This window comes from Sorangium sp. So ce131 (assembly GCF_051519095.1).
In the GTDB taxonomy this organism is placed as follows: Bacteria; Myxococcota_A; Polyangia; order Polyangiales; family Polyangiaceae; genus Sorangium.
Genome location: NZ_CP150455.1, coordinates 3,214,327 through 3,236,423 on the forward strand (window position 1 = coordinate 3,214,327; position 22,097 = coordinate 3,236,423).

Annotated in this window: 18 protein-coding genes; 5 read left to right on the top strand and 13 right to left on the bottom strand. The window is 74.3% G+C overall.

Annotated elements, in window-relative coordinates; translation table 11 throughout:
• Positions 1–29 precede the first annotated feature (29 nt).
• A complete protein-coding gene (locus WMF43_RS11895) occupies positions 30–374 on the bottom strand; it encodes a helix-turn-helix domain-containing protein (protein WP_437679864.1) in 345 nt (114 codons plus the stop codon).
• Positions 375–451: 77 nt separating this feature from the next.
• On the opposite strand from WMF43_RS11895, the gene WMF43_RS11900 reads away from it, so the two are divergent.
• The gene (locus WMF43_RS11900; protein ID WP_437679866.1) at positions 452–2,050 is read left to right on the top strand and encodes a lamin tail domain-containing protein; all 1,599 of its coding nucleotides are present in this window, start codon (positions 452–454) and stop codon (positions 2,048–2,050) included.
• A gap of 199 nt (positions 2,051–2,249) precedes the next feature.
• Positions 2,250–2,879 carry a helix-turn-helix domain-containing protein gene (locus tag WMF43_RS11905; RefSeq protein WP_437679868.1) on the top strand — a complete coding sequence of 210 codons (630 nt, stop codon included), beginning with the start codon at positions 2,250–2,252 and terminating at the stop codon, positions 2,877–2,879.
• Between the two features lie 300 nt (positions 2,880–3,179).
• On the opposite strand, the gene WMF43_RS11910 is transcribed toward WMF43_RS11905, so the two are convergent.
• Complete coding sequence (locus tag WMF43_RS11910) at positions 3,180–4,544, bottom strand: TldD/PmbA family protein (RefSeq protein ID WP_437679870.1); 1,365 nt, start codon at positions 4,542–4,544, stop codon at positions 3,180–3,182.
• 94 nt (positions 4,545–4,638) lie between these two features.
• Entirely contained in the window at positions 4,639–5,394 is a 756-nt protein-coding gene (locus WMF43_RS11915; protein ID WP_437679872.1) for a hypothetical protein, read from the bottom strand.
• Between the two features lie 277 nt (positions 5,395–5,671).
• On the opposite strand from WMF43_RS11915, the gene larB reads away from it, so the two are divergent.
• Together larB and larC are read left to right on the top strand one after the other, a co-directional pair.
• The gene (gene larB, locus WMF43_RS11920) at positions 5,672–6,424 is read left to right on the top strand and encodes a nickel pincer cofactor biosynthesis protein LarB (protein ID WP_437679874.1); all 753 of its coding nucleotides are present in this window, start codon (positions 5,672–5,674) and stop codon (positions 6,422–6,424) included.
• A 66-nt stretch (positions 6,425–6,490) separates the two neighbouring features.
• Positions 6,491–8,011, top strand: coding sequence for a nickel pincer cofactor biosynthesis protein LarC (gene larC, locus WMF43_RS11925; protein WP_437679876.1), 1,521 nt, complete (start codon positions 6,491–6,493; stop codon positions 8,009–8,011).
• Between the two features lie 125 nt (positions 8,012–8,136).
• On the opposite strand, the gene trxA is transcribed toward larC, so the two are convergent.
• The 8 genes from trxA to WMF43_RS11965 all read right to left on the bottom strand — a co-directional run bounded on the left by trxA (position 8,137) and on the right by WMF43_RS11965 (position 19,033).
• Positions 8,137–8,778 (bottom strand): thioredoxin, encoded by a 642-nt coding sequence (gene trxA / locus WMF43_RS11930; RefSeq protein WP_437679878.1) that lies wholly within the window; start codon positions 8,776–8,778, stop codon positions 8,137–8,139.
• Between the two features lie 147 nt (positions 8,779–8,925).
• Positions 8,926–9,921 carry an ABC transporter permease gene (locus tag WMF43_RS11935; protein ID WP_437679880.1) on the bottom strand — a complete coding sequence of 332 codons (996 nt, stop codon included), beginning with the start codon at positions 9,919–9,921 and terminating at the stop codon, positions 8,926–8,928.
• Positions 9,918–11,450, bottom strand: a complete 1,533-nt coding sequence (locus WMF43_RS11940; RefSeq protein WP_437679882.1) for an ABC transporter permease — start codon at positions 11,448–11,450, stop codon at positions 9,918–9,920. Before WMF43_RS11940 ends, WMF43_RS11935 begins: the two co-directional genes overlap by 4 nt.
• A gap of 16 nt (positions 11,451–11,466) precedes the next feature.
• A complete protein-coding gene (locus WMF43_RS11945; protein ID WP_437683996.1) occupies positions 11,467–13,116 on the bottom strand; it encodes an FHA domain-containing protein in 1,650 nt (549 codons plus the stop codon).
• A complete protein-coding gene (locus WMF43_RS11950; RefSeq protein ID WP_437679884.1) occupies positions 13,116–14,210 on the bottom strand; it encodes a S1 family peptidase in 1,095 nt (364 codons plus the stop codon). Before WMF43_RS11950 ends, WMF43_RS11945 begins: the two co-directional genes overlap by 1 nt.
• Before the next feature lie 17 nt (positions 14,211–14,227).
• Complete coding sequence (locus WMF43_RS11955) at positions 14,228–16,045, bottom strand: Stp1/IreP family PP2C-type Ser/Thr phosphatase (RefSeq protein ID WP_437679885.1); 1,818 nt, start codon at positions 16,043–16,045, stop codon at positions 14,228–14,230.
• Entirely contained in the window at positions 16,042–18,063 is a 2,022-nt protein-coding gene (locus WMF43_RS11960) for an FHA domain-containing protein (RefSeq protein ID WP_437679887.1), read from the bottom strand. Before WMF43_RS11960 ends, WMF43_RS11955 begins: the two co-directional genes overlap by 4 nt.
• A gap of 172 nt (positions 18,064–18,235) precedes the next feature.
• The gene (locus WMF43_RS11965; RefSeq protein WP_437679888.1) at positions 18,236–19,033 is read right to left on the bottom strand and encodes a hypothetical protein; all 798 of its coding nucleotides are present in this window, start codon (positions 19,031–19,033) and stop codon (positions 18,236–18,238) included.
• 277 nt (positions 19,034–19,310) lie between these two features.
• On the opposite strand from WMF43_RS11965, the gene WMF43_RS11970 reads away from it, so the two are divergent.
• Positions 19,311–19,700, top strand: coding sequence for a hypothetical protein (locus WMF43_RS11970; RefSeq protein WP_437679890.1), 390 nt, complete (start codon positions 19,311–19,313; stop codon positions 19,698–19,700).
• 99 nt (positions 19,701–19,799) lie between these two features.
• On the opposite strand, the gene WMF43_RS11975 is transcribed toward WMF43_RS11970, so the two are convergent.
• Positions 19,800–20,897: a tetratricopeptide repeat protein gene (locus WMF43_RS11975; protein WP_437679892.1), complete on the bottom strand. Its 1,098-nt coding sequence runs from the start codon at positions 20,895–20,897 to the stop codon at positions 19,800–19,802.
• Positions 20,894–22,069, bottom strand: coding sequence for a threonine aldolase family protein (locus WMF43_RS11980; RefSeq protein WP_437679894.1), 1,176 nt, complete (start codon positions 22,067–22,069; stop codon positions 20,894–20,896). The genes WMF43_RS11975 and WMF43_RS11980 overlap by 4 nt, the downstream gene beginning before the upstream one ends.
• Between the last annotated feature and the right edge of the window lie 28 nt (positions 22,070–22,097).

The window sequence follows — 22,097 nt, forward strand, 5'->3', positions numbered from 1 at the left end:
TCGCATCGCCGAGCGTGTCGGCCCGCCGCTCACGAGGGCGGAGCGTCGTTCGGATCCGGATAGGCTTCTGCCAGCTTCAGCGCAGCGGTCCGCAGCTCCGCGTGGGAGAGGAGCTTGCGGACCAGCCGCCAGAGCTCGGGATCGGCGAGCAGCTGGAGCGGCGAGGCAGCCGTCTGTTTCTTCTTCTTGCGGGGGATCGCCTCCGGACCCTTGCGCCGCAGCTCCTCCATCATCCCGACGAAGCGCTTCGTGGGGAAGAGATCGCCGTGCTCCCACGCGAGCACCGTCTCCTGCTCGATGCCCAGCGCGCCGGCGAGCTCGCGGGCCGTACAGCCAAGCTCCTGCCGGAGCTTCTTGATGTCCTCGGGGGCCATGCGAGGCGAGGGTAGCGGCCTCGGAAAAAAAAGCGACGCCGGGCAACTGGCAGCGAGCTGCTGCCGAACACCGCGTCATGAACCATCGTCTCCTGACCCGCCCCTCGTGGACAACCCGCGCCCGCCGCGCCCTGCTGCTCGCGCTCGCGCCGCTCGTCGCCCATCCCCTCGCCTGCGCGCCGGAGCTCGCTGCGCCCCCTCCCGTCGAGGCGGGTGACGGCGATCTCGACGACGCCGTCGACGAGGCGAGCGTCGAGCTCCAGATCGAGCCCCCGGCGCCGCTCGACGCAGCGCCGCCCGTGCTGCGCCTGCGGGTTCACCTCCCGGCCGTCTCCGCCGAGGACGTCGATCTCGCTCGTGTGCTGGTCATCCGAGGGAAAATCGGGGCGGCGCATGTCCGGCAGCTCGAGCAGGGCGAGCCGTCGAAGGCGCTCTCGGAGCGCGTCGTCCCCTCGCTCGCCTGGCTGCAAGAGGCGCCTCCGGGAGATCTCTGGCTGACCGTGGCCCCGCTCGCCCCGCTGGTGCCCGGGGAAACCTACGCCGTGGCCGGCGGCAGCCCGTCCTTCTCGCACCACATCCAGATCGCCGCCCAGGGCGCGACGCCCGTCCTCCCACGGATCTGGCCGCCGGCCGACCTCGGCGCGAGCCTCACCCTGGGCATCTGGTGCGGCGATGTGGTCCTTCCGGAGAAAGAGGCTGCGGTGACGCTGGCGCCCGACGGACCGGCGGGCGAGCTGCGCCGCGGCGCCGTGGATGACCTCGGCGCGCGTTGTCTGCGCTTCGAGGCGGAGAGCCCGACACACCCGACGGCAAGCCCAGCGGACGGCCGCCACCTGGTCGGACCGCCGGCCGCCTTTCCGGGAGAGCCGGACGCCGTGAGCCTCGACCCGCGTCCGTTTGTGCTGGAATCAGAGCCCCTCCACGCGGCCGCGGCGGTCTGCGAGGCGGGCGAGGTGCCCCTGGGGCCGGGCTGCGCGCAGGTGGCCGACGACCGGATCCACGTCCGTTCGGCGGAGGTGCCGCTGCTCTGGGCGATCGCTGGCGAGGGGCTCGATGAGGTCGTCGCGGTGCCTCCAGGCGAGCGGTTCGTCCTCGCCCCCTTGCCGCCCCTCGCCCCTGTCGCGCTCGACGTGGCCACCGTCGACAACGCCGGGCGCGTGGCCCGCCAGACGTTCTCGGCCGTGACGCTCGCGCCCATGCCCCATGTGGTCATCAACGAGGTGCTGTCGAATCCGCGCGGGGCCGAACCGTCTCAGGAGTGGGTCGAGCTCTACAACGACGGTGACGTCCCGGCTGAGCTCGGACGATATGTGCTCGCTGATGTAGGCGGAGAGACGGAATTGCCCTCCACGCTCCTTGAGCCGGGCGCTTATGCGCTGGTCGTCAACGAGGTCTACGCGCCCGAGGATGAGCTCGATCCTTCGCCTTGTCCTGAGGCGCTGCTGCTCCGGGTGCCCAAACTTGGCAATCATGGGCTGTCGAACACGGGAGAACCGCTCAAATTGAAGGATGGAGGAGGTGCAGTCGTGTCGAGGTCGCCCGCTCTGCCCGAGCCAAAGGCAGGGATGAGCCTGGCCCGTGTGGAGCCGCGCGCTCCGGACGGCTCGCCCGGCTCTTTCGTGACCACCTGGCCGACACCCGGCTGCGTGAACATAATGAGCCAGGAGATCCCCTGAAGGATCGGGAGTTTGCCTCCGCGCGGGGCGGTTCCTCTCAGGGGCTGAGAAAATTCGAGCAAAGCGGGTGACGGACCCGTCCGTGAGAGCTAGGTTTCAATCGAGTAAGCATACGGGTGGGGGGGCTGCCACCTGGGGAGACGCTGCCGCGCTGTGAACGCGAGCTGTGCGGCGGGTGCCTTTCGCGTGGAGTTCGGCGATGGCTGGTGTTCGGGAAAAGCTGTTAACGGCATCGGATCTCGCAGCCTTGTGCGAGGTCGACTTGAAGACAATCCATAACTGGGTAGATCGAGGGAGGATCGCCCATTTTCGTACGCCAGGGAGACATCTACGCTTCAAGGCGGCCGATGTGGCCGAGTTCCTCAGGGCGTGGGGTTATTCGGTGCCCAGGGAGCTCGCCAGGGCGACCTCCAAGTCGATGATGGCCATCGGCACCAAGGACACGATGGCCCACGTGGCGCGGGCGCTCGGAGAAGGTGTGCCCATCCGGCACGCGACCCATCCGTACGACGCGCTGATCTTCGCGGGAGCCGATCCCGCGGACGTGTACATCATCGATGTAAGGGGGATCTCCGGCGAGGTGGACGTCGCCTCCCTGTTCGAGGCGCTCCACCGGGCGTGCTCCCAGGGGACGTTCGTCGCCTTGTCGGACGAGCCGATCAGCTTGCCGCCGTTCGTGACCCGGTTCGGGCGCAACGACGCGCAGCAGCTGAAGGCGTTCCTCTTGCCGGAAGCGCCGGCGCAGGCAGGGACGCCCTTGCAGGCGGCCTCGGGCGCGGGCTCGGAAGAGCCCCCGCGGAGCCTGGCCGCAGGCGGGTCGTCGCGCTGACGCAGCCCGGCCGCAGGGGGCCCTCGCGCTGAGCGAGGGCCGGGGCCGCCCTGCGCCGGCAGAAGAAGCGTGACGAGAGCAGGGTGCTGGAGAGCCTGGATCTCCGGCATCCTGCCAGGACGGCCGGCGGGAGCGGATGGCGATCCGCCGGCAACGGAAGCACTTCAGAACAACTGCCGAGAAGGAGCCTCTTCGCGGATCGTGACCGCGTGGAGGCTCCGAGCCTTCCGCTGAGCCCGCTCGTCCGGCCGCCTCCCCCGAGACAGCCCTGCCGGTGAAAGCTCCTCGAACGGAAGCGGCTCAGCTTCCGGCGATGGTCATGGCCGAGACCCGGATGGTCGGAGAGGCCGTCGCGGTCCGGAGGTCCAGGTCGTCGCCGACCGCGTCGATCCGCTGCAGCAGATCGTCGAGGTTCAGCGAGATGGTCACCTCGCTCACGGGATGGGTCAGCTGGCCGTTCTCGATCCAGAAGCCGGATGCGCCCCTGGAGAAATCGCCGGTCACGGCGTTGAAGCCGAAGCCCATCATCTCGGTGACGTACAACCCGCGCGCGGTGGAACGCACGATCTCTTCCGCGGACGTCGCGGTGGGTTGAAGGATAAAGTTGGACGTCGACGGGCCTACGCCGCCGCCGCCGCCGCGCGCGGCGCTGCCGGTCGACGGGCGGCCGAGCTTGCGGCCGCTGTAGCTGTCGCAGAGGTACGTCTTCAGCACACCCTGCTCGACCACGACGTTGCGCCGGGCCGGGAGCCCCTCGCCGTCGAACGGGCGCGATCCGGGGGCGCGCGGGATCAGCGGGTCGTCGACGACCGTGATGAGGTCGCTGGCGATGCGGGTGCCCTCGCGGCCGACGAGGTAGCTCGACTTGCGCCAGATCGAGCTGCCCATGATGCAGGAGCCGAGCAGTCCCAGGATGGAGCGGGCGGCGTCCGGGTCGAAGACGACGGGCGCCTCGCAGGTCGGCACCTTGCGGGCGCCGAGCTTGCGCAGCGTCCGGCGGGTCGCCTCGCGGCCCACGGCCTCCGGCGCGTCCAGGTCGGCGAGGTGGCGCCGGGCGCTGAAATGGAAGCCGCGGCGCTTCTTGTCGCCGCTGTCGTCGGCCACCGGCGAGACCACGAGCGACGCATACGAGCCCGCGTAGCCGCCGCGGAACCCGCCGGAGAGGACGAGCGCGAAGGCGCTCGCGGTGCGCGAGAACGTCGCGCCGTCGCTGTTCGTGATGCGGGGGTCGGCGTCGCGCGCCGCCTGCTCGCCGCGGCGCGCGAGCTCGATCGCCTGCGCGGCGGTGACCTCGCCGCCGGACGGATCGTACAGGTCGAGCGCGGAGAAGGGGCCCTTCGCGATGAGCTCGGGATCGGCCGGGCCCGCGAAGGCGTCCTCCTGGGAGATGTCGGCGAGCTCCAGGGCGTCCGCGACGAACCGGTCGATGCCGCGGGGCGTGAGGTCGGAGGTCGAGGTCAAGGCGACGCGCTGCTTCTTGATGATGCGCATGCCGAGGCCCTTGTGGACCGCCTCCTCGACGAGCTCGGGCTCGCCGAGCCGCACCTTGGTCGAGAGCTCCGACCCGGAGCGGGCGATCGCCTCGGCCACGTCGGCGCCGCCTTTCCTGGCGCGCGCCACCACCTGCTCGGCCAGCTCCATCAGTTCTTCTATCTGCTGATCCACGCGGGCTCGTTCGGACATGGGGCGACAGGGTGGTGGAGCGCTGTGGCTCCGTCAACGCGGGGGAGCCGCCCCCATCGTTCCCCGCCGAGGTGGATCAGCCCGGCCGGTGAGGCCGGCCGCCCTTGCCGACGCCGAGCCGGCGCCCCGGGCGCGCCGCGTCAGGCCCAGGCGGATCGGCCGCCGGCGCGGGCGCGCTCGCGGCGGCTCGCGGCAGCGCGTCGCGGCGGGCGCCCTCGTCCGGCGCCCGCGCGCCGGCCGGCGGCGGGCGCCGGACGAGGGCGCTCACGGTGACCGCGAACCCGGCGGCGAGCATGGTGTACATCCACAGGAGCGCATACCCGAGCGGGCCGCCGGCGACCGGATGGACGCCGAAGTCGCCCTCGACCTGCCGGTAGGTGCCGTCGAGCGCGAGCCGCCGGGAGAGGGCGAGGACCGCGATCGCGGCGGCGGCGAGCGGCACGCCGGCGAGCACCGCGAGCGCGCGGATCGAGCGCTGCGCCGTGGGCCTGGTGCCGGCCGCCGCAACGAGGCCCTGGAGGGCGAACCCGGCGGGGACGGAGCCGGCGTCGACGAGGAGCAGGAGCAGATCGACAGCGGACGGGATGCGGCGGGTGTCGACGAGGTAGGCGAAGCTCCAGTCGGGCGCGAAGATGAGGAAGTAAGCGCAGACCGGCGCGAAGACGAGGCCGCCGAACAGGGCGGCGAGGGCGAGCGGCCGGCCGCGCGACCCAGGGGTGAGCCGCGGCTCGGCCGCGCGCAGCGCGCCGGGGCGGTGAGGGGCTGCGGCGCTGAACCAGGCGAGCAGCGCGCCGAGGGCAAGGCCGACGAGAGGAGCGACGAAGGCGGGCACGCGGCGCGGAAAGTAGCCCCGCCGCCCCCTCCTGCGCAAAGAGCCTGGACGCTTTGCGCAACGGGACGTCGGGGCCGCTGGGCAAGGCCCGCCGACCGTCGGGGCCGCTGGGGAAAACCCGCCGACCGTCGGGGCCGCTGGGCAAGGCCCGCCGACCGTCGGGGCTGCTGGGCAAGGCCCGCCGACCGGCGCCCGCGTCGCGGCCGGCGACCGCTCGCGATGCCGTACGCGGCGGATCGTTGCCCTGGCGGCGCTGCCGCGCTAAGCGGCTGCGCTCATGGATCCGCGCCTCGTCCGGGAGATGCTGGAGCGCGTTCGCGCTGGTGAGCTGGCCGTTGAGGAGGCGCTCGAGGCGCTCCGCGGGTTGCCTTTCCGGGACCTGGGCGTCGCGACGGTCGACCACCACCGCGCGCTCCGGCAGGGCGTGCCCGAGGTGATCTTCGGCGAAGGGAAGACCCCCGAGCAGATCGCCCTCATCGCGCAGGAGATCGCGCGGGCCGGGCAGAACGTGCTCGCGACCCGGGTCGACGCCGCGAAGGGCGCGGCGGTGGCGTCGCTCCTGCCCGCGTTCCGTTACGTCCCGATGGCGCGGACGGGCAGCGTCGAGGTCGCGCCGACGCGGAAGCGCAATGTCGCGCCGGTCGCCGTGGTGAGCGCCGGCACGAGTGATCTCCCGGTCGCCGAGGAGGCGGTCGAGACGCTGCACGCCGTGGGGCTCGAGGCGAAGCGGCTGTACGACGTCGGGGTCGCGGGGCTGCACCGCTTCCTTCATCGCGTCGAGGAGCTGCGCAGCGCGGCCGCCGTGATCGTGGTCGCCGGCATGGAGGGGGCGCTGCCGAGCGTGGTCGGCGGGCTCGTGGCGGCCCCGGTCATCGCGGTCCCGACCTCGGTCGGTTACGGCGCGGCGCTGAACGGCTTCACCGCGCTCTTCGGGATGCTCACGTCGTGCGCCTCCGGCGTCGTCGTGGTCAACATCGACAGCGGCTTCGGCGCGGCGATGGCGGTGCACCGCATGCTGCCGAAGGACTGATCGCGGCGAGGGCGCGATCGCGGGAGCAGCGCGGCGGAGGCGCCGGGCGAACGGAGCAGGCGAGCCATGGGACACGGGCATTCTCACGACCACGGGCACGGCGACGGTCACGAGCACGCGCACGGCGATGCGCACGGTCATGAGCACGCGCATGGCCACGAGCACGCGCACAGCCATGAGCACGGTCATGAGCACGCGCATGGCCACGAGCACGCGCACGGCGATGCGCACGGTCATGAGCACGCGCATGGCCACGAGCACGCGCATGGCCACGAGCACGCGCATGGCCACGAGCACGCGCATGGCCACGAGCACGCGCACGGCCATGAGCACGCGCATGATCATCCGCACGGCCACGCGCATCCACACGCGCACGACCACCCGCGCGCGCCGCTCCTCGAGGAGGGGGCGGGGGCCGGCAAGCTCCTGTTCTTCGACGCATTCAGCGGCATCGCCGGCGACATGACCATCGCCGCGCTGCTCGATCTCGGCGTGCCGTTGCTCGTCATCGAGCGCGCCGTCGCGGCGCTGCCCCTCGAGGGATTCCACCTCCACCGCGGGCACGCCCACCGGAGCGGCATCGTGGCGACCTCGTTCGACGTGCACGTCGAGGCGCCGCAGCCCGAGCGCACCTACGGCTCGATCGACGCCATGCTCGCCGCGGCGCCGCTCGACCCGCCCGTCGCCGCGCTGGCGCGCCGGATCTTCCGTCGCCTCGGCGAGGCAGAGGCCGCCGTGCACCGGATCCGCCTCGAGGACGTCCACTTCCACGAGGTCGGCGCCGTCGACGCGATCGTCGACATCGTGGGCACCGCCGCCGCCATCGTGCACATCGGCGCGGAGGTCGTCGGCTCGCCGCTGCCCATGGGGCGCGGGTTCGTGAAGGCGCGGCACGGGATCCTGCCGCTGCCGCCGCCCGCGGCGGTCGCGTGCCTCCGCGGGGTCCCGACCTACGGCGTCGAGCTCGACGCCGAGCTCGTGACGCCGACGGGCGCGGCCATCATCTCCACGCTGGCGAGCCGGTTCGAGCGCTGGCCGACGTTCGCGCCCGAGCGGATCGGCTTCGGCGCCGGCCAGCGAGAGCTGCCCGATCGCCCGAACCTGCTGCGGGTCGTGCTCGGGACGCGCTCGGGCGCGGAGGAGAGCCTCGGCAGCGCGTCGCACGTCATCGTCGAGGCCAACGTCGACGACCTCACGGGCGAGGTGGCAGGGCACGCGATCGAGGCGCTCTTCGCGGCCGGCGCGCTCGACGCCTGGGCGGTGCCGATCACCATGAAGAAGGGCCGCCCGGCGCTGACCATCGCGGCGCTCGCCGCCGCCCCTCAGGCGGACGCGGTCGCGACGGCGCTGCTCCGCGAGACGACCAGCATCGGGCTCCGGAAGATCCCGGTCGCGCGCACCGAGCGCCCGCGGCGGATCACGACGGTGAAGACGGCCTACGGATCGATCCGGGTGAAGATCAGCGAAGGGCCGTTCGGACCGCCGCAGATCAAGCCCGAGTTCGACGACTGCGCCGCAGCGGCGAAGACGCACGGCGTGCCCGTGCGCGAGGTCGTCGCGGCGGCGCTGGCGGCCGCCAAGGGCTGACGCCGGCCAGCGCGTGAGCCCGCCGCGGCCCCGCCCGTCGCGCCCTCGCCCGTGACGCTCTCGCCCGTCACGCCGCCCGCGGAGCCGCCCGGCCCGCGGCGCGGCGCCGGGCGAGCGCGGGGGGCTCAGTCAGGGCGCTCGATCGGCAGCATCTCGGCTTCCCACAGCAGGAAGCCACCCTCGAGGAACGCGACGGGGACGCCTTCCTCGGCGAGCTTCGCGGCGACGTCCTTCGACTTGTCGCCCGAGCGACAGTAGAGGACCGGGGCGCCGGGGAGCATGTGGAGCTCGGCGAGCCGCCCCTCGATCTCCTCGAGCGGGATGTGCACCGCGCCGGGGATGTGCGCGCGGCCGTACGCGTTGCCCTCGCGCGTGTCGACCGGGACCACCTGACCCTCCCGGATCAGCTGGGCCAGCTCGACCGCCCGGATCGCGCCCTGAGCGCGCGGCAGGAACGGCTCGACCAGCTCGACCAGCTGCTTGTGCTTGAGGACGCCCTGCTCGGCGGCGACCGGGCGGCCCCTCATGAAGACCATGAACGTCGGGACGCTCGAGATGCGCAGGGTCTGGGCGATGCGCTTCGAGCGATCGATGTCGACCTTGACGACCTTGGCCTTGCCCTCGAGCTCTCGCGCGACGGCCTCGACCACCGGCGCGACCGTTTTGCACGGTCCACACCAGGTGGCAGTGAAATCGATGAGCACGGGCAACTCGCTGCGGAGCACCTCGCGCTCGAACTCCTGCTCGCTGATCTCGGGGACAGCCATGGCGGGCGAATTCATAGCGGGCCTGGCCATCGAGATCGAGGGGCGCGAGGTCCCCGCCGCCGAGCCCGCCCCCGGACCGGCCATTTCCGCGGCAAAATCGCCCCCCGGCCGGCCGCGGGCGAGCCGCCGCCGGGGGGGCCGCCCCGCTCAGCGCGGCGTCCGCGCGCGCACGGTGCGCGCGTCGATGGCGTCGCGGAGCGCGTCGGCGATGAGGTACGAGCCGCCGACCGTGGCCAGCAGCAGCAGGCCGGGGAACACGAGGAGCCGGAGCTCGCTCGGGTGGCGCGCCGCCTGGCCGAGCGTCTCCCCCCACGACGCCGCGCGGGTGGGCGCGCCCATCGCGAGGAACGAGATCGCCGCCTCGAGCAGGACCACGGACGCGACGCCGAGCACCGAGCTCACGATCGCGGGGCCGAGCGCGTTCGGGAGGATGTGCCGGTAGAAGATGCGCAGCCTCGTGCTGCCGAGCGCGCGCGCGGCCAGCACGTACTCCTCGCTCGACGCGCGCAGCACCTCGGCGCGCACGAGCCGGGCGATCTCGGCCCAGCGGACGAAGGCGACCGCGAGCACCAGCGACAGCGCCGAGGGCTCGCGCTCGATGGCGCGCACGATCGCGACGACGAGGATCGCCGGGAACGTGTCGACCGTCTCGACGAGGCGCACGAGGACGTCGTTCCAGATCCCGCGCAGCGTGCCGGCGAGCCCGCCGAGCACGACGCCGAGGAACATGCCCGCGAGGACCGCGCTGAGCGACAGGCCGAGCGCGGTGCGCGCGCCGTAGATCAGCCGCGCGGCGAGGTCGCGGCCCTCGAAGTCCGTGCCGAGCGGGTGGGCGCTCGAGGGCGACGCGTTCGGGCCGGCGTCGGTGCGCTGCTCCGGGCCGTAGCGGATCGGCGGCCACAGGGCGGCGCCGCCCTCGAAGCGGGCCGCGAGCTCGGCCTCGGTCAGCGCCTCGAGCGCCGCGATCTCGGTGACCGCCGGCAGGATCTCGGCGCCGCCCGGGCCGAAGCGGACGATCGGCGCGGGCGCGGCGAGCAGCTCGGCGAAGATCGCGATCAGCGCGAGCACGCCGAGCAGCGCGGCGCCCGCGGCGACGCGCTTGCTGCCCAGCATCCGGCGGAGGAACGCCGCGGCGTGGGTCACGCGCCGCCCCGCCGGGTGAGCACCGCGGTGCCGAGCCGCGGATCGACGAGCACGTAGGCGAGATCCGTCGCGATGACGCCGAGCGCGGCGATGCCGGCGGCGACGATGGAGATCGCCATGAGCCAGCTCACGTCGCGCGCCTGCACCGCGAGCAAGGTGAGCTCGCCGAGGCCGTGGAGCTCGAAGACGCGCTCGACGACGAAGGCGCCGCCGAGCGCCATCGGCGGCTCGAGGACGGCGAGCGTGACGACCGGCAGCGCGGCGTTGCGCAGGCCGTGGACGACGATGGCGCGCGCCGTGCCGGCGCCGCGCGCCCGCGCCGCGCGGACGAAGTCCTGCGTGAGGACGGCGACGAGCGCGGCGCGCTGCTGACGCGTCGGCGCGGCGATGAGCGGCAGCGCGAGGATGCACGTCGGCAGGAGCAGCGAGCGCGCGCCGTCCGAGAGGATCGCGGCGGCCATCGCCACCATGGCGGTCGGGAGGACGGCGAGCGTGAGCACGGCGACCGTGATCGCCGAGTCGCTCCGGCGGCCGCGCGAGGCCGCGCTGAGCGCGCCGAGCGGGACGGCCACCGCGTAGGCCAGGGCGATCGCCCCGAAGACGAGCGCGAGCGTGACCGGCGCGCGGCGCGAGAGCTCGTCGAGCACCGGCTCGCCCGTCGCCGCGACGCCGAGGCGGTGGGTGACGGCGCCGAGCGCCCACTTGCCGTAGCGGGTCTCGAGCACCGTCGCCGCGACCCGCGTCGGGCCGGTGAACACCTCGAAATCGCTGCGATACACGTTCCAGAAGGCCTTCCACCGCGCGACGCAGGCGCGGGCCTCCGCGAGGTCGTCGCCCGGGGCGATCCTGTCGTCGACCTCGGCGATGTGGGCGGCGATGTCGACGAGGGCGCGCGCCTGCGCGAGCGTGGCCGCGTCGCGCGGCGGCGCGAGCGCGGCGAGCACCGGCTGCAGGGCGAACGTGTCGAGCTCGCGCAGCTCGGCGGCGCGCGACGCGGAGCCGTAACGGACGAGGCGCCGCACGGCGCTGCGCACCGACGCGCTCCGGAACTCGACGCCGCGGTCGCGCCAGAACCGCGCCCAGAAGGCGACCGCCTGCGCGGGGGCCGCCGCCTCCTCGGCGCGCGGCAGGCCCATCCGCGCCGCGACGGGCGCGAGCGCGACGGCGACGCGGGCGCGCGGCTCCGGCGCGAGCCCGTCGAGGGCCGGCAGGATGTGCGGCAGCGCGGCGCCGCCGAGGCGCCGCAGCTCGGCCGCGGCGGCGCGCTCGCCCTCGCCGCCGGCCGCGATGGCCTGCGCGGCCGCGAGGGCGCGCAGGCGCACGTCGAGCGGCGCCAGGTTGAGGAAGCGCGGCAGGTCGAGGAAGCGCTCCCGGCGGAGCCGCGCGAGCTCGGCGCTGGAGAGCGAGGTGGCGAGCAGCGGATCGTCCGTGGGATCCGGGACGTAGGAGAGCACCAGGAACGTGAGCAGCGAGACGCCGAAGAGGGTGGGCAGCGTCCAGAGGAGCCGGCGGAGCGCGTGGCGGAGCATCTCTCTCGCGCAGGGGTCAGCGCAGGATGGCGTCGAGCAGGTCGATGCGCATCCCGAACTTGTAGGGGGAGGCCTTCACGACCTCCGTCTTCTGGCCGGAGATCGTCTCGTCGTTCCCCTCGAGGTAGCTGCCCGCGTTGATGCCGATGACCTTGCCCTGGCCGTTGAAGATGGGGCTCCCGTTCATGCCGCTCGTGCTGCGGGCGTCGTGCTGGATCAGCCAGGCCTCGGCGGCGGGCGCGGGCCGGCCGTTCGCGCCCGTGATCCGGCCGATGTTGGCGGCGAGGAAGGTGGCGACGGGGTTCGCGGCGTCCGTGAGCCGCTCCGGGAAGCCGATCAGGTACACGTCGTCGCCCGCGCCGGCCGCGGCGAGCTCCTCGCGGGTGGCGAGCTCCAGGACGGCGGCGGCGCGCCCCGAGATCGACACGACGCCGACGTCCGGGGTGAGCTGGTCCGCGCTGTCGCGGTGCTGCGGGTGCGTCCGCATGCTGGTCACGGCGAAGCTTATCTGGCCTCGGCCCTCGTTCTCGAGCGCCACGATCGCGCCGCCGCGGCGCTTGGCCGCGGCGATGCAGTGCGCGTTCGTGGCGAGGACGGAGGGGCGCACGGCGAACGCGGTGCAGAACCCCTCGCGCCCGGCGGCGAGCATGAAGATCCCCTTCCTCACGCGATCGTGGAGGTTGCGCCCGAAGTTGGCGTTCGAGGGGTGGAGCGTGCCGAGGCGCCGCTCGATCTCCTTGCGCCGCGGGTCTTCCGGCGGGAGGCGCGCGAGCTCCGCGCGGAGCCGGCTGATCTCGTCGTGGGAGGAGCGGTTGTAGACGATCAGCCCGGCGAGGCTCGCGAGCGCGACGACGAGGAGGAGCGCGAGGATGTAGGTCGTGCGGCGCTGGCCGGCCGTCGCGGCGTGCACCTCCTTGTGGAGCATGGCGTTGAGCTCGACGGTGCCGCGGGGCTTGGAGCGCCCGGTGGCGGCCGAGACGGCCGAGGAGATCATCATGGCGATCGTCCGCTCGCCGACCCGCCGAGCGCCGGCGGGCGGCGCGAGCGCGGCCGGCGCGGGGTGGCCGGCCGCGGGATAACCGGCCGCGGGCGCGGGATAACCGGCCGCGGGCGCGGGGTGGCCGGCCGCCGGCGCGGCGTAGGCCGCGGCGGGTCCAGGGGGCGGTGGTGCCGCCTGCGCGTGCGCCGGCGTCGCGTGCGCGTGCGCGTGCGCGTGCGCGTGCGCCGGTTGCGGCTGCGCGTGCGCCGGCGTCGCATGCGCGTGGGCTGGAGCCGCGTGCGCCGGAGCCGCGTGCACGTACGCCGGAGCCGCGTGCGTCTGCGGCAGGGCGGCGTGCGCCTGCGGCGGACCCGGCGCGCGGCGCTCGACCAGCTCGAGCCGCACCCGCGGCCCCTTCGCGCCGAACGTGACCTCGTCGCCCGAGGCGATCGGGTGCTGCTTGATCCGCTGCCCGCCCACGTACGTCCCGTTGCGGCTGTCGAGGTCGTGGAGCACCCACCCCGACGCCTCGAGGCGCGCCTCCGCGTGGTGGCTGCTCGCGTCGCGGTCGTAGTTCGCGTCGAACACGACGTCGTTGTCAGGCGCGCGACCGAAGCGCACGGCGCGCTTGTCGTGCAGCTCCACGGCGCCGGCGTTGCGCCCGAAGGTGTGCACGACGCGCAGCATCACGGCGCGGGAACCCCCTGCAGCAGATCGATTCGCATCCCGAGCCGGAACGGAGAGCTCTGGGTGACCGTCGCCTTGCGCCCGTCGATCGTCACGTCGTCCTCGTCGTCGATGTGCGCCGCGTGGATCCCGATCACGTGCCCGTACTGGTTGAAGATCGGGCTCCCGCTGTTCCCCCCGCGCGTCACCGCGTCGTGCTGGATCAGCACGGCGCGGTCCGGCGCCGCGGCCTCGCCGTCGATGCCGGTCACCCGCCCGATGCGGCCCTCCAGGAACGTCGCCGAGGGGCTCAGCGGGTCCATCAGGCGGCCGGGGAAGCCGAGGACGTAGGCGTCGTCGCCCGGCCCAATCGCCCGCAGCTCGGCGTCGTTCGCGAGCTTCACCGTGCGCGGCGCCTTGCCGTCGATGCGGAGCAGGGCGACGTCCGGCGTGATGATCCCCTCCGCGCCCGACTTGTACGCCGGGTGGGACGACATCGCGACGATGCGGAAGCGGGTCTTGCCCATCGAGTCGTTCAGCGTGGCGATCGAGGTGCCGCCGCGCGCGCGGCAGTCGCGGATGCAGTGGGCGTTCGTGGCCAGGAGATCGGGCGCGATCGCGAACGCCGAGCAGCAGCCGCCGATGCGGTTGTCGACGGTGTAGCCCATCACGTAGAGCGCCTGCCGGTTCTGCTCGAAGATGGCGCGGCCCGAGAGCACCTGCTCCGGGATCGCCCCCGAGGGGCGCGCCGCGGGCGCGAGGCCGAGGCCGACCTCGCGCGCGAGCGCGTCCGCCGCCCGGCGCGACCGGAACGCGACCACGCCCGCCACCGCCACGGCGACGAGCGCCGCGGCGACGCCGAGCCCGAGGAGCAGGTTGTGGCGCGCCACCTTGCGCCGCGCCTCGTCCGCCCTGGCGCGCACGAGCGCGACCGCCTTCTCCTCGCGCTGCACCGCGCGCACGACCGCATCCCTGACGATGCGCTGCGCGGTCTCGACGTCCACGCGGCCGTCCGCGTCCGGAGCGCGCGGCGGCGCGCCCCCCTGCTCGACGGCCGGGGTCTCCCGGCCACGCTTGTCGTTGCTGCGCAGCATGGCGATCGAGGACGCGCGCATCCGCCGGGGCGCGCGGCCTAACGGAGCAGGTAGTAGCCAGCGATGGTAACGCAGGCGACCGCGCTCGCGATCATCAAGATCACGAGCCACTGCGGCGCGCCGTCGGTCGGGATCAGGATCGGCTCGTCGCCCTGGACGGGGGCGCGGGCGTTGCGCTCGCCCAGGGCGTCGTCCGCCGACGCGGCGGCGAAGGCGTGGTCGTAGATGTCGCCGTCCTCGCCCAGGTCGGGGTCCGTGGTGGCCAGCCACGACTTCGGCGACGGGGGCCGCTGCGAGATCTTCTTCTCCTCGAGCTCCTTGACCCGCCGCGCCGGCTCGGACGCGGCCGCGTTCTGGGCGAGGAGGTGCTCGGGCAGCTGGTACTTCTGGTAGCGCAGCTCCTCGACGTCCTCGAGCGTCGGCGACATCAGCCCGCGGCCGTCGAACTTCGCGACCACCACCGTGATGTTGTCGTGCCCGCCGGCCTGGTTGGCGCGATCCGTCAGCACCTTGCAGGCCTCGATCGGATCGTCGACCGTCCGAAGCACCTCGCGGATCTCCTCGTTCCGCACCATGCCCGAGAGCCCGTCGGAGCAGAGCATCAGCGTGTCGCCCTGCCGGAGGTGCACGTAGGTGAGATCGACCTGCACCGAGTCCGCCGTGCCGAGCGCCTGGAGGATGATGTTGTTGTGCTCGAAGGTCTCGGCCTCCTCCTCGGTGAGCTGGCCGGCCTCGATGAGCTGGTTCACGAGCGACTGGTCGCGCGTCACCTGCACGAGCCGCTCGCCGCGGAGGATGTACGCGCGGCTGTCGCCGACCTGGCCGAGGAACAGGTGATCGTCCATGAGCGCGGCGATGGTCGACGTGGTCCCCATCCCTCGCCGGGTGCGGTCGAGCTTCGCCTCGCTGAAGATCCTGAGGCCGGCGGCCTCGATCGCCTGCACCAGCCGCGCCGCGAGCTCATCGTGGTTCTGCGGGGGGCCGCCCGCGCTCATCCGCTGGTAGATGATGTCGACCGCGAGCTGGCTCGCGACCTCGCCGGCCGCGGCCCCGCCCATCCCGTCGCACACGCCGAGCAGCGCGCCGCGCTCGCCGATCACCTGGCGGCGGTCCATCTCCATCAGGCCGCGGCTCGCCTTCGTGAGATCCGCGACGATGAAGTTGTCCTCGTTGTGCTCGCGCACCTGGCCCACGTCCGTCCGGCCGAAGAGCCGCAGCACGACCTCCGGGCGCGGCGGCGCCTCCGGCGCGCCGTCCTGGTCCTCGGCGTGAGGCCCTCCCTCCGCAGGATCCTCGCCCTGCGCGTCGCCGCCGGAGGCGACGTCGCTCCGGGCGGCCTCCGCCGAGGCGTCGTCGAGCGCTTCGTCGTCGTACGCGCCGACGGCCGACCGCGCCGCGGCGACCGCCTGCGCCTGCGCCGGCGGCGCGTCGGGGGTCGTGTCCTCCGCGGGGTCGTCCGCCCGCGATCCGGTCGGGTCCGCCTCCTCGTCGCGCGACCCGCTCGCGGTGAGCCGCACCCGCGGCGGCGGCGGGAGCTTCCTCGCGACGCTCGCGGCCTTGTCCGGGCTCGGCGCGCCGGGCCCCTTCACGGGCTTCACGGTCGCGCCGGTCTTCTGCTCGCGCGCGGCGGGGCGCGTCTTGGGCGGGGGCGGCTTCCAGTTCACGGGCTTGCCTGCTTCCACAGCCCCCGCCTTGCCGGGCTCGAGCGACGCGGCGCCGTGCGGGGGGTCACCAAGGGCATTGCCCGCGTTGCCGCTCGAGTCGGTCCCCAGCGGCGCCGAGAGCCCGTCGACCTCCAGGGCCTCGGTGGGCGTTTCGCGCGTTTCGCGCGTTTCGCGGACGGTCTGGTCGCTCATCGGGCGAGATCCACGCGGAACAGGTGCTGCCCGATGCGCACGAAGTCGCGATCCACGAGGCTGACCTCCTCGCGGATCGCGACGTAGGTCCCGTTCGACGACTCCAGGTCGGCGAGCGTGAACTCGCCCGTGGCCGGGTTCCTCCGGATGGCGGCGTGGCGTCGCGAGAGGAACGGATCGGCCGTGAATACGATGTCTCCCGTTTCCCGTCCGATCACCGTCTCGTCCCGGTAGAGGTGGTACACGTCCCGCGTCACGCCCTCCACCGTCCGCTGGCAGAGTCGCGCCCGCCGGTGGATGGCGGGCGAGCCAAACAGCAACGTTCCATGCTGGATGGCATGGCCGAGGCCTCGCTCCCCGTCGCTCACAGTCTGAAACTGTAACACCTCGAGCCCCAGGAGAAGCAAGTCGCCATCTCGGAGCGGGTGCGTCTTCCTGATGCGCAGGTAAATGCGGTTGATGCTGCCCAGGTCGCGGAGCACCCAGGACCCGTTCTGCGCGGCGATCCGCGCGTGCCGCGGCGAGACGTACAGGTCGTCCTCGAGGAGGATGTCCCCCTCGCTGCGGCCGATGTCGACCTGCGGGCCGTCGAGCGGGAAGCTCTTCCCCTCCGTCCCGTCTTCGACGATCACGATGAGCTTGCCCTGGGGCGCCCGGGTGGGCCGGGTGTCGGCTGGCACCCATGCGGGCGGCCGCACCGAGTAGGACGCCCGAAGCGGAGCGAGCGGGATCTGGGAGGGAGGCGGCGGCGCGCTGCCCGTCTCGGGGCCGGGAGCGGCGGCGGCGTCCGCGTCCCGCGGCCGCACCACGTCGCGCGCTCCCTCCAGGGTGGGCGCGGCCGCGGGCTGCGGGCGTTCGGCGCCGTGGGGCGGGCGCTCGGCGCCGTGGGGCGGGCGCTCGGCGCCGTGGGGCGGGCGCTCGGCGCTGGGCCGCTCGGGGTCGAGGGGGGCGCCACAGTACTTGCAGAACCGTGTGCCCGCCATGCACTGGCCGTGGCAGCGCGCACACTCGACCGGCGGCGCCGGCGCGCGCTGCGACGACGCGATGTCGAGCACCGGCGAGCCGACGATCTTGTCGGGCGTGCCCCCGCCGGCCGGGAGCGGCGGCAGCCGCGGCGGCGGGAGCGCGACCGGTGGCAGCGGGGGGCGCGCCTGCTTGGCCGACGGCGAGCCGCCAGCGCCCGCCGGCTGCAGATCGCCGTCGTGCGCGCGCTCGTCGTGCGCGCGGCGCGGCGGCGCGGCGTCGGGCTCCGGCCCGTGCCGGAGCGCGGCGTCCTGGAGCGCCCGCGCGGCCGGCATGACCTCGTCGCGCGCCGCGTGCGGCGCGCGCGCCGTCTCGAGTGCGGGCCTCGAATCGGCGCCCGCCGCGCTCGTCGATGTCGGCAGGCTCGGCGGCGCGGGCGCGGCGTCGTCTCTCTTCTTGGGGAGCGGCGCGCCGCACGTCACGCAGAAGCGGAACCCCGGGGGGTTGACCGCGGCGCAGCTCGGGCAGGAGCTCGCCGCCAGCGCGTCGGACGCCGCGGACGGCGGCACGGCCGGCGCGGGCATGTTGATCCGATCCGCGAGGCTGGGCCCGTGCAGCGCCGGCGCCATCTGGATCGCGCTGTCCAGCGCGCCCGTCGCGGGCGCCGCGGCGCCCTCGCGCGCCGGGCGGGGGCCTGCGTCGGGGCGGCCGTGCACCGCCGGCAACGAGGGCTCCGTTCTCGGGGTGCCGAGCGGGGTGAACGAGAACACCGGCGCCTCCGGGCGGAGCCGGCTCGGCGTGTGGCGAGGCCCCGCGGCCCGGGCGGCCGCGCGGTTGTCGGTCGCCGGCGGCGTGTCGGCCAGCGCAGGCGACACCAGCGCCGGGAGCGCCACATGCGGCATGCCGCTCGGCGGCGTCGGCGGGGCGACCCGCGCCTCGCGCGCCCTGAGCCGTCGGCCGCAGTCCTGACAGAACGTCAGATCGTCGGCATTGTCGCGACCGCACACATCGCAGATCACGCTGCCGAGGGGACCGCGGAGCGACGGTCGAGTCAAGTAGCCGGTGCGTTCTCTCGATCGGGCCGGGGGTGCCGCTCAGCGCCGCCCGAGCTCCTCGGCGCCGCCCGAGCTCCTCGGCGCCGCCCGAGCTCCTCGGCGCCGCCCGAGCTCCTCGGCGCCGCCCGAGCTCCTCAGCGCCGCCCGAGCTCCTCAGCGCCGCCCGAGCTCCTCAGCGCCGCCCGAGCTCGGAGCGCACCTCGAGCAGGAACTCGAAGGCGACGAACTGCGCGATGGCCGTCTGCCGCTCGTAGTTGGCCGTGTCCTTCCAGCCCGCCAGCAGCACCGGCCGGTAGACGCAGCTGAGGCCGATCACCGCGCGGCGCGATACCTCCAGCTCGACGCCGACGCCGGCGAAAATGAGCGCGCCGCCGGTCTCGACGCCCCACTCGTTGCCATAGACGACGCCTCCGATACCAGCGGAAAAGTACGGGGCCGTCCGGTAGCCGATGTCCGGCAGGTACCTCATCTCGGCGCGCAGCTGCTGGAAGATGCCGAGCCGGTAGAGGTTCTCCGAGTCCATCTTGGTGAACTCGTAGGCCCCTCCGAAGTACCAGGGGCCCGGCGAGCGGTACCCGCCGCGGACCGTGAGCCCGCCGCCGCTGCCGAGGATGCACGGCGTGAAGCGCTCCGCCGCCGGGCAAGCGGCGCCGGGGTCGAGGTTGATCTCCGACGCGAGGGCCACGCCGTACTGCGCGTATTCGACGTGCAGCGGCGGCGGTCGGGTGGCGATCTCCACGCGCGGCGGCTCGACGGGCGGCGGCTCGACGGCGACCCGATCGTCCTGCGCCTCCGGCGCCGCGCCCGCGGCCGGGTCGCCTCCGGCGTCATCGTCCGCGGCGTTCGCGCTCGCCGCGGCGGGCGCGAACGCGGCGCGGGCCGGCGGCGCGGCGGCCGCGCTCGCGGACAGCGCGGCGCTGGCCGCGAGCATCGCGACCAGGAGCGCGCCGGGCGGAGGTCGTAAACGCACGACTCGCTCTGGATACGCGAGAGATCCGCCGCCCGCAACGCTTCACCTGCGGCGCGCTCGCGGCGCTGAGGGCGACGTCGCGCCGAGGAGCGGCCGTCCGGAGCCTCGCTTCGCCGTCGGGCGCGCCCCGAGAAACGAGAGGAACGGACGGGGAAACAGGCCGGGCACGGACGGGTAAACGGACCGGGAACAGAGGGGCGGCAGGCGAACTCTTGAAGCTCGATGACATACGCCGCTTGACGGCAGCGGCGAGGGTCGCCTAAACGAAGCCACCTTCATGGAGATTCACCTCGACAAGCGTGCCGTAAAGCAGATCCGCCTCTCTGCGGCGGATGCCGTTGAGGAAGGCGACACCGAAGCCCTGCGCGAGGACGTCCTCGAGGCGTTCTCGGAAGAGCAGGTCGAAGAGATCGAGCGTCGTCTGGACAGCGGAGATTTTTTTGAGTTCTTGACCGACGTGCTCGATGAGTGGGGGGGCGACGACGTCGACGAGCTCTTCGAGCTCCTCGAGACGCAGCTCGGCGACATCGGCATCGACCTGAAGTACGAGCCCCGCGACGACGACGACGACCTCGAGGAGGCCGACGAGGACCTCGGCGACGACGACGACGACGACGAGGAGGGCGACGACGACGCCGAGCTGGAGCCCGAGGACGAGGACGACTGAGCGCGGGCGCCCTCTCATCGAGGGCGCAGCGGCCCCGCCGCGCGGCGGGGCCGCGTCAAGCATCCTTGCGCCGGGACCCCGCCGCGCAGCGCGCCCGCGTCAAGGATCCTTTCGGGGTTCGAGCTCGCGGAGGATGTACTCCGCGCAGGAGCGCTGCCCCTGCGGGATCGACGGGCAGATCGCGTGCGCGCAGCGCGCGTAGCGCGAGTCGGGGAGCTCCCGGCTGAGCAGGGCCACGGTCGCGCAGGCGTCCTCGGCCCGGCCGTCCTCGCGCCACAGCTTCGCCTCGGCCCAGAGCGCGTCGTCGCGCAAGAGGGACGTGCGGTGGTCCGTGTAGAGCTTGCGCAGCTCGCGGCGCGCCGACGCGCGATCGCCGAGCGCGTCGCGGTAGAGCCGCGCGATCTCGAGCTGCGCGTCGTCGAACCGCTCGCGGTCGTAGCTGCCCGTCACCGCGGGCTCGCGCGAGGCGAGCATCTCCCGCAGGTAGCCGATGGCCTCCTTCGGGCGGCCGAGAGCGGCGGCGAGCTCCGCCGCGCGGAAGAGCGCGTCGTCCGTCAGGCTGCCCTCCGGGTACGGGTGCGCGCGCGCGGCGGCGACGAGCGCGCGGAGCGCGCCCTCGCGGTCGCCGCTCCGCTCGAGGAGCAGCCCCGTGTGGTAGGCGACGTCCTGGTCGAGCTCCGTCCCGCGGAAGGCCGGGCCCTCTCGCCGCAGCCACGCGAGCGCGCCGGCCGCGCCGCCGCGGTCCTCCTCGCGCTGGATCAGCCGCTTCAGCGCGCCGCGCGCGAGCCCGTGCGACGGGTGCCGCCGCGCCGCCGCGAGGAGCCTGGCGTAGCCGGCGTCCGCGTCGCCGTGCTCGATCGCGAGATCGGCGAGCTCGAACTCCGCGCGCGGGGAGCGCGGGCCGCTCGGCGAGTCGGCGAGCAGCCGCTCGTACGACGCGCGCGCCTCGGCCCACGCCTCGGCGCGCTCGAAGGAGCGCGCCTGTAGGAGCCGCGCCTCGTCGCGGTCCTTGACGCGCAGCGCGCGCGCGGCGGCGCCGTCGTACGCGCCCGCCGCCTCGCGGTAGCGCCCAGCGTGGTAGGCGCGCGCGCCGGCCGCCATCGCGTCGAGGTAGGCGTCGCCGCGCGTCGCCGCGCACGCCGGGACGAGCAGCGACGCGAGCGCGAGCGCGGCGGCCGTGAAGGCGCGGCGGCTCATGCGCGCGCGCCCGCGCCGCCGCGCTCGCGCGGCGAGGCCAGCACCTCGGCGAGCGCCTCGGCGAGCGCGCGCGCCGCGGGCGCGACCTGCGCGGGCGCGAGATCGAGGTGGGTCACGACGCGGACGGCGCTCCGGTCCGCCGCGCCGACGAGCACGCCGCGCCGCCGCGCGGCCTCGACGAGCCGCTCCGCCGGGATCCCCGGCGTCTCGACGTAGACGATGTTCGTCTCGGGCTCCGCGACCGTCGCGGGCGGCGTGGCCGACGTGGCCGACGCGGGCGGCGTGGCCGACGCGGGCGGCGTGGCCGACGCGGGCGGCGTGGCCGACGTGTCCGTCGCGTGCGGCGCCGAAGCGCTGCGCGCCGCCTCGCGCATCGCGCGCGCGATCGCGCGCGCGGCCTCGTGATCCTCGGCGAGGCGGACCTGGTGGTGCGCGAGCGCGTGCAGCGCGGCGGCCGCGAGCACGCCGGCCTGCCGCATCCCGCCGCCGAGCATCTTCCGGAAGCGCAGCGCGGCGCGCACCACCTCGGCGCTGCCCGCGAGCGCGGAGCCGACCGGCGCGCCGAGCCCCTTCGAGAAGCAGACGCTCGCCGTGTCGAACGGCGCCGCGAGCTCGGCGACCGTCCGGCCGGAGGCGACCGCCGCGTTCCAGATGCGCGCGCCGTCGAGGTGGAGCGCGAGCCCGTGCGCGCGCGCGACCGCGGCGATCGCGAGCACGTCGCGCTGCGGGAAGACCCGCCCGCCCGCGCGGTTGTGGGTGTTCTCGATCGCGACGACGCGGGTGCGCGGGAGGTAGTACTGCGGCGGCTTGATCGCGCGCTCGACGTCCTCCGCCGTGAACAGCCCGCCGCGGCCCGCGAAGGCGAACTGCACGCCGCTCCACGCGGGCGCGGCGCCGCTCTCGTTGTACGCGCAGTGCGCGCCCTCGCCCGCGATCACCTCGTCGCCGCGCTGGGTGTGGCAGAGCAGCGCGATCTGGTTGCCCATCGTGCCGCTCGGCACGAACAGCGCCGCCTCCTTGCCCGTGAGCTCCGCGACGCGCTCCTCGAGCCGGCGCACGGTGGGGTCCTCCCGGTAGACGTCATCGCCGACCTCGGCCGCCGCCATGGCCGCGCGCATCGTCGCGGTCGGTCGGGTCACGGTGTCGGAGCGGAGATCGATCATCGCTTGCATGCTGGAACCTCGGTGTCCGTCGCGGCCG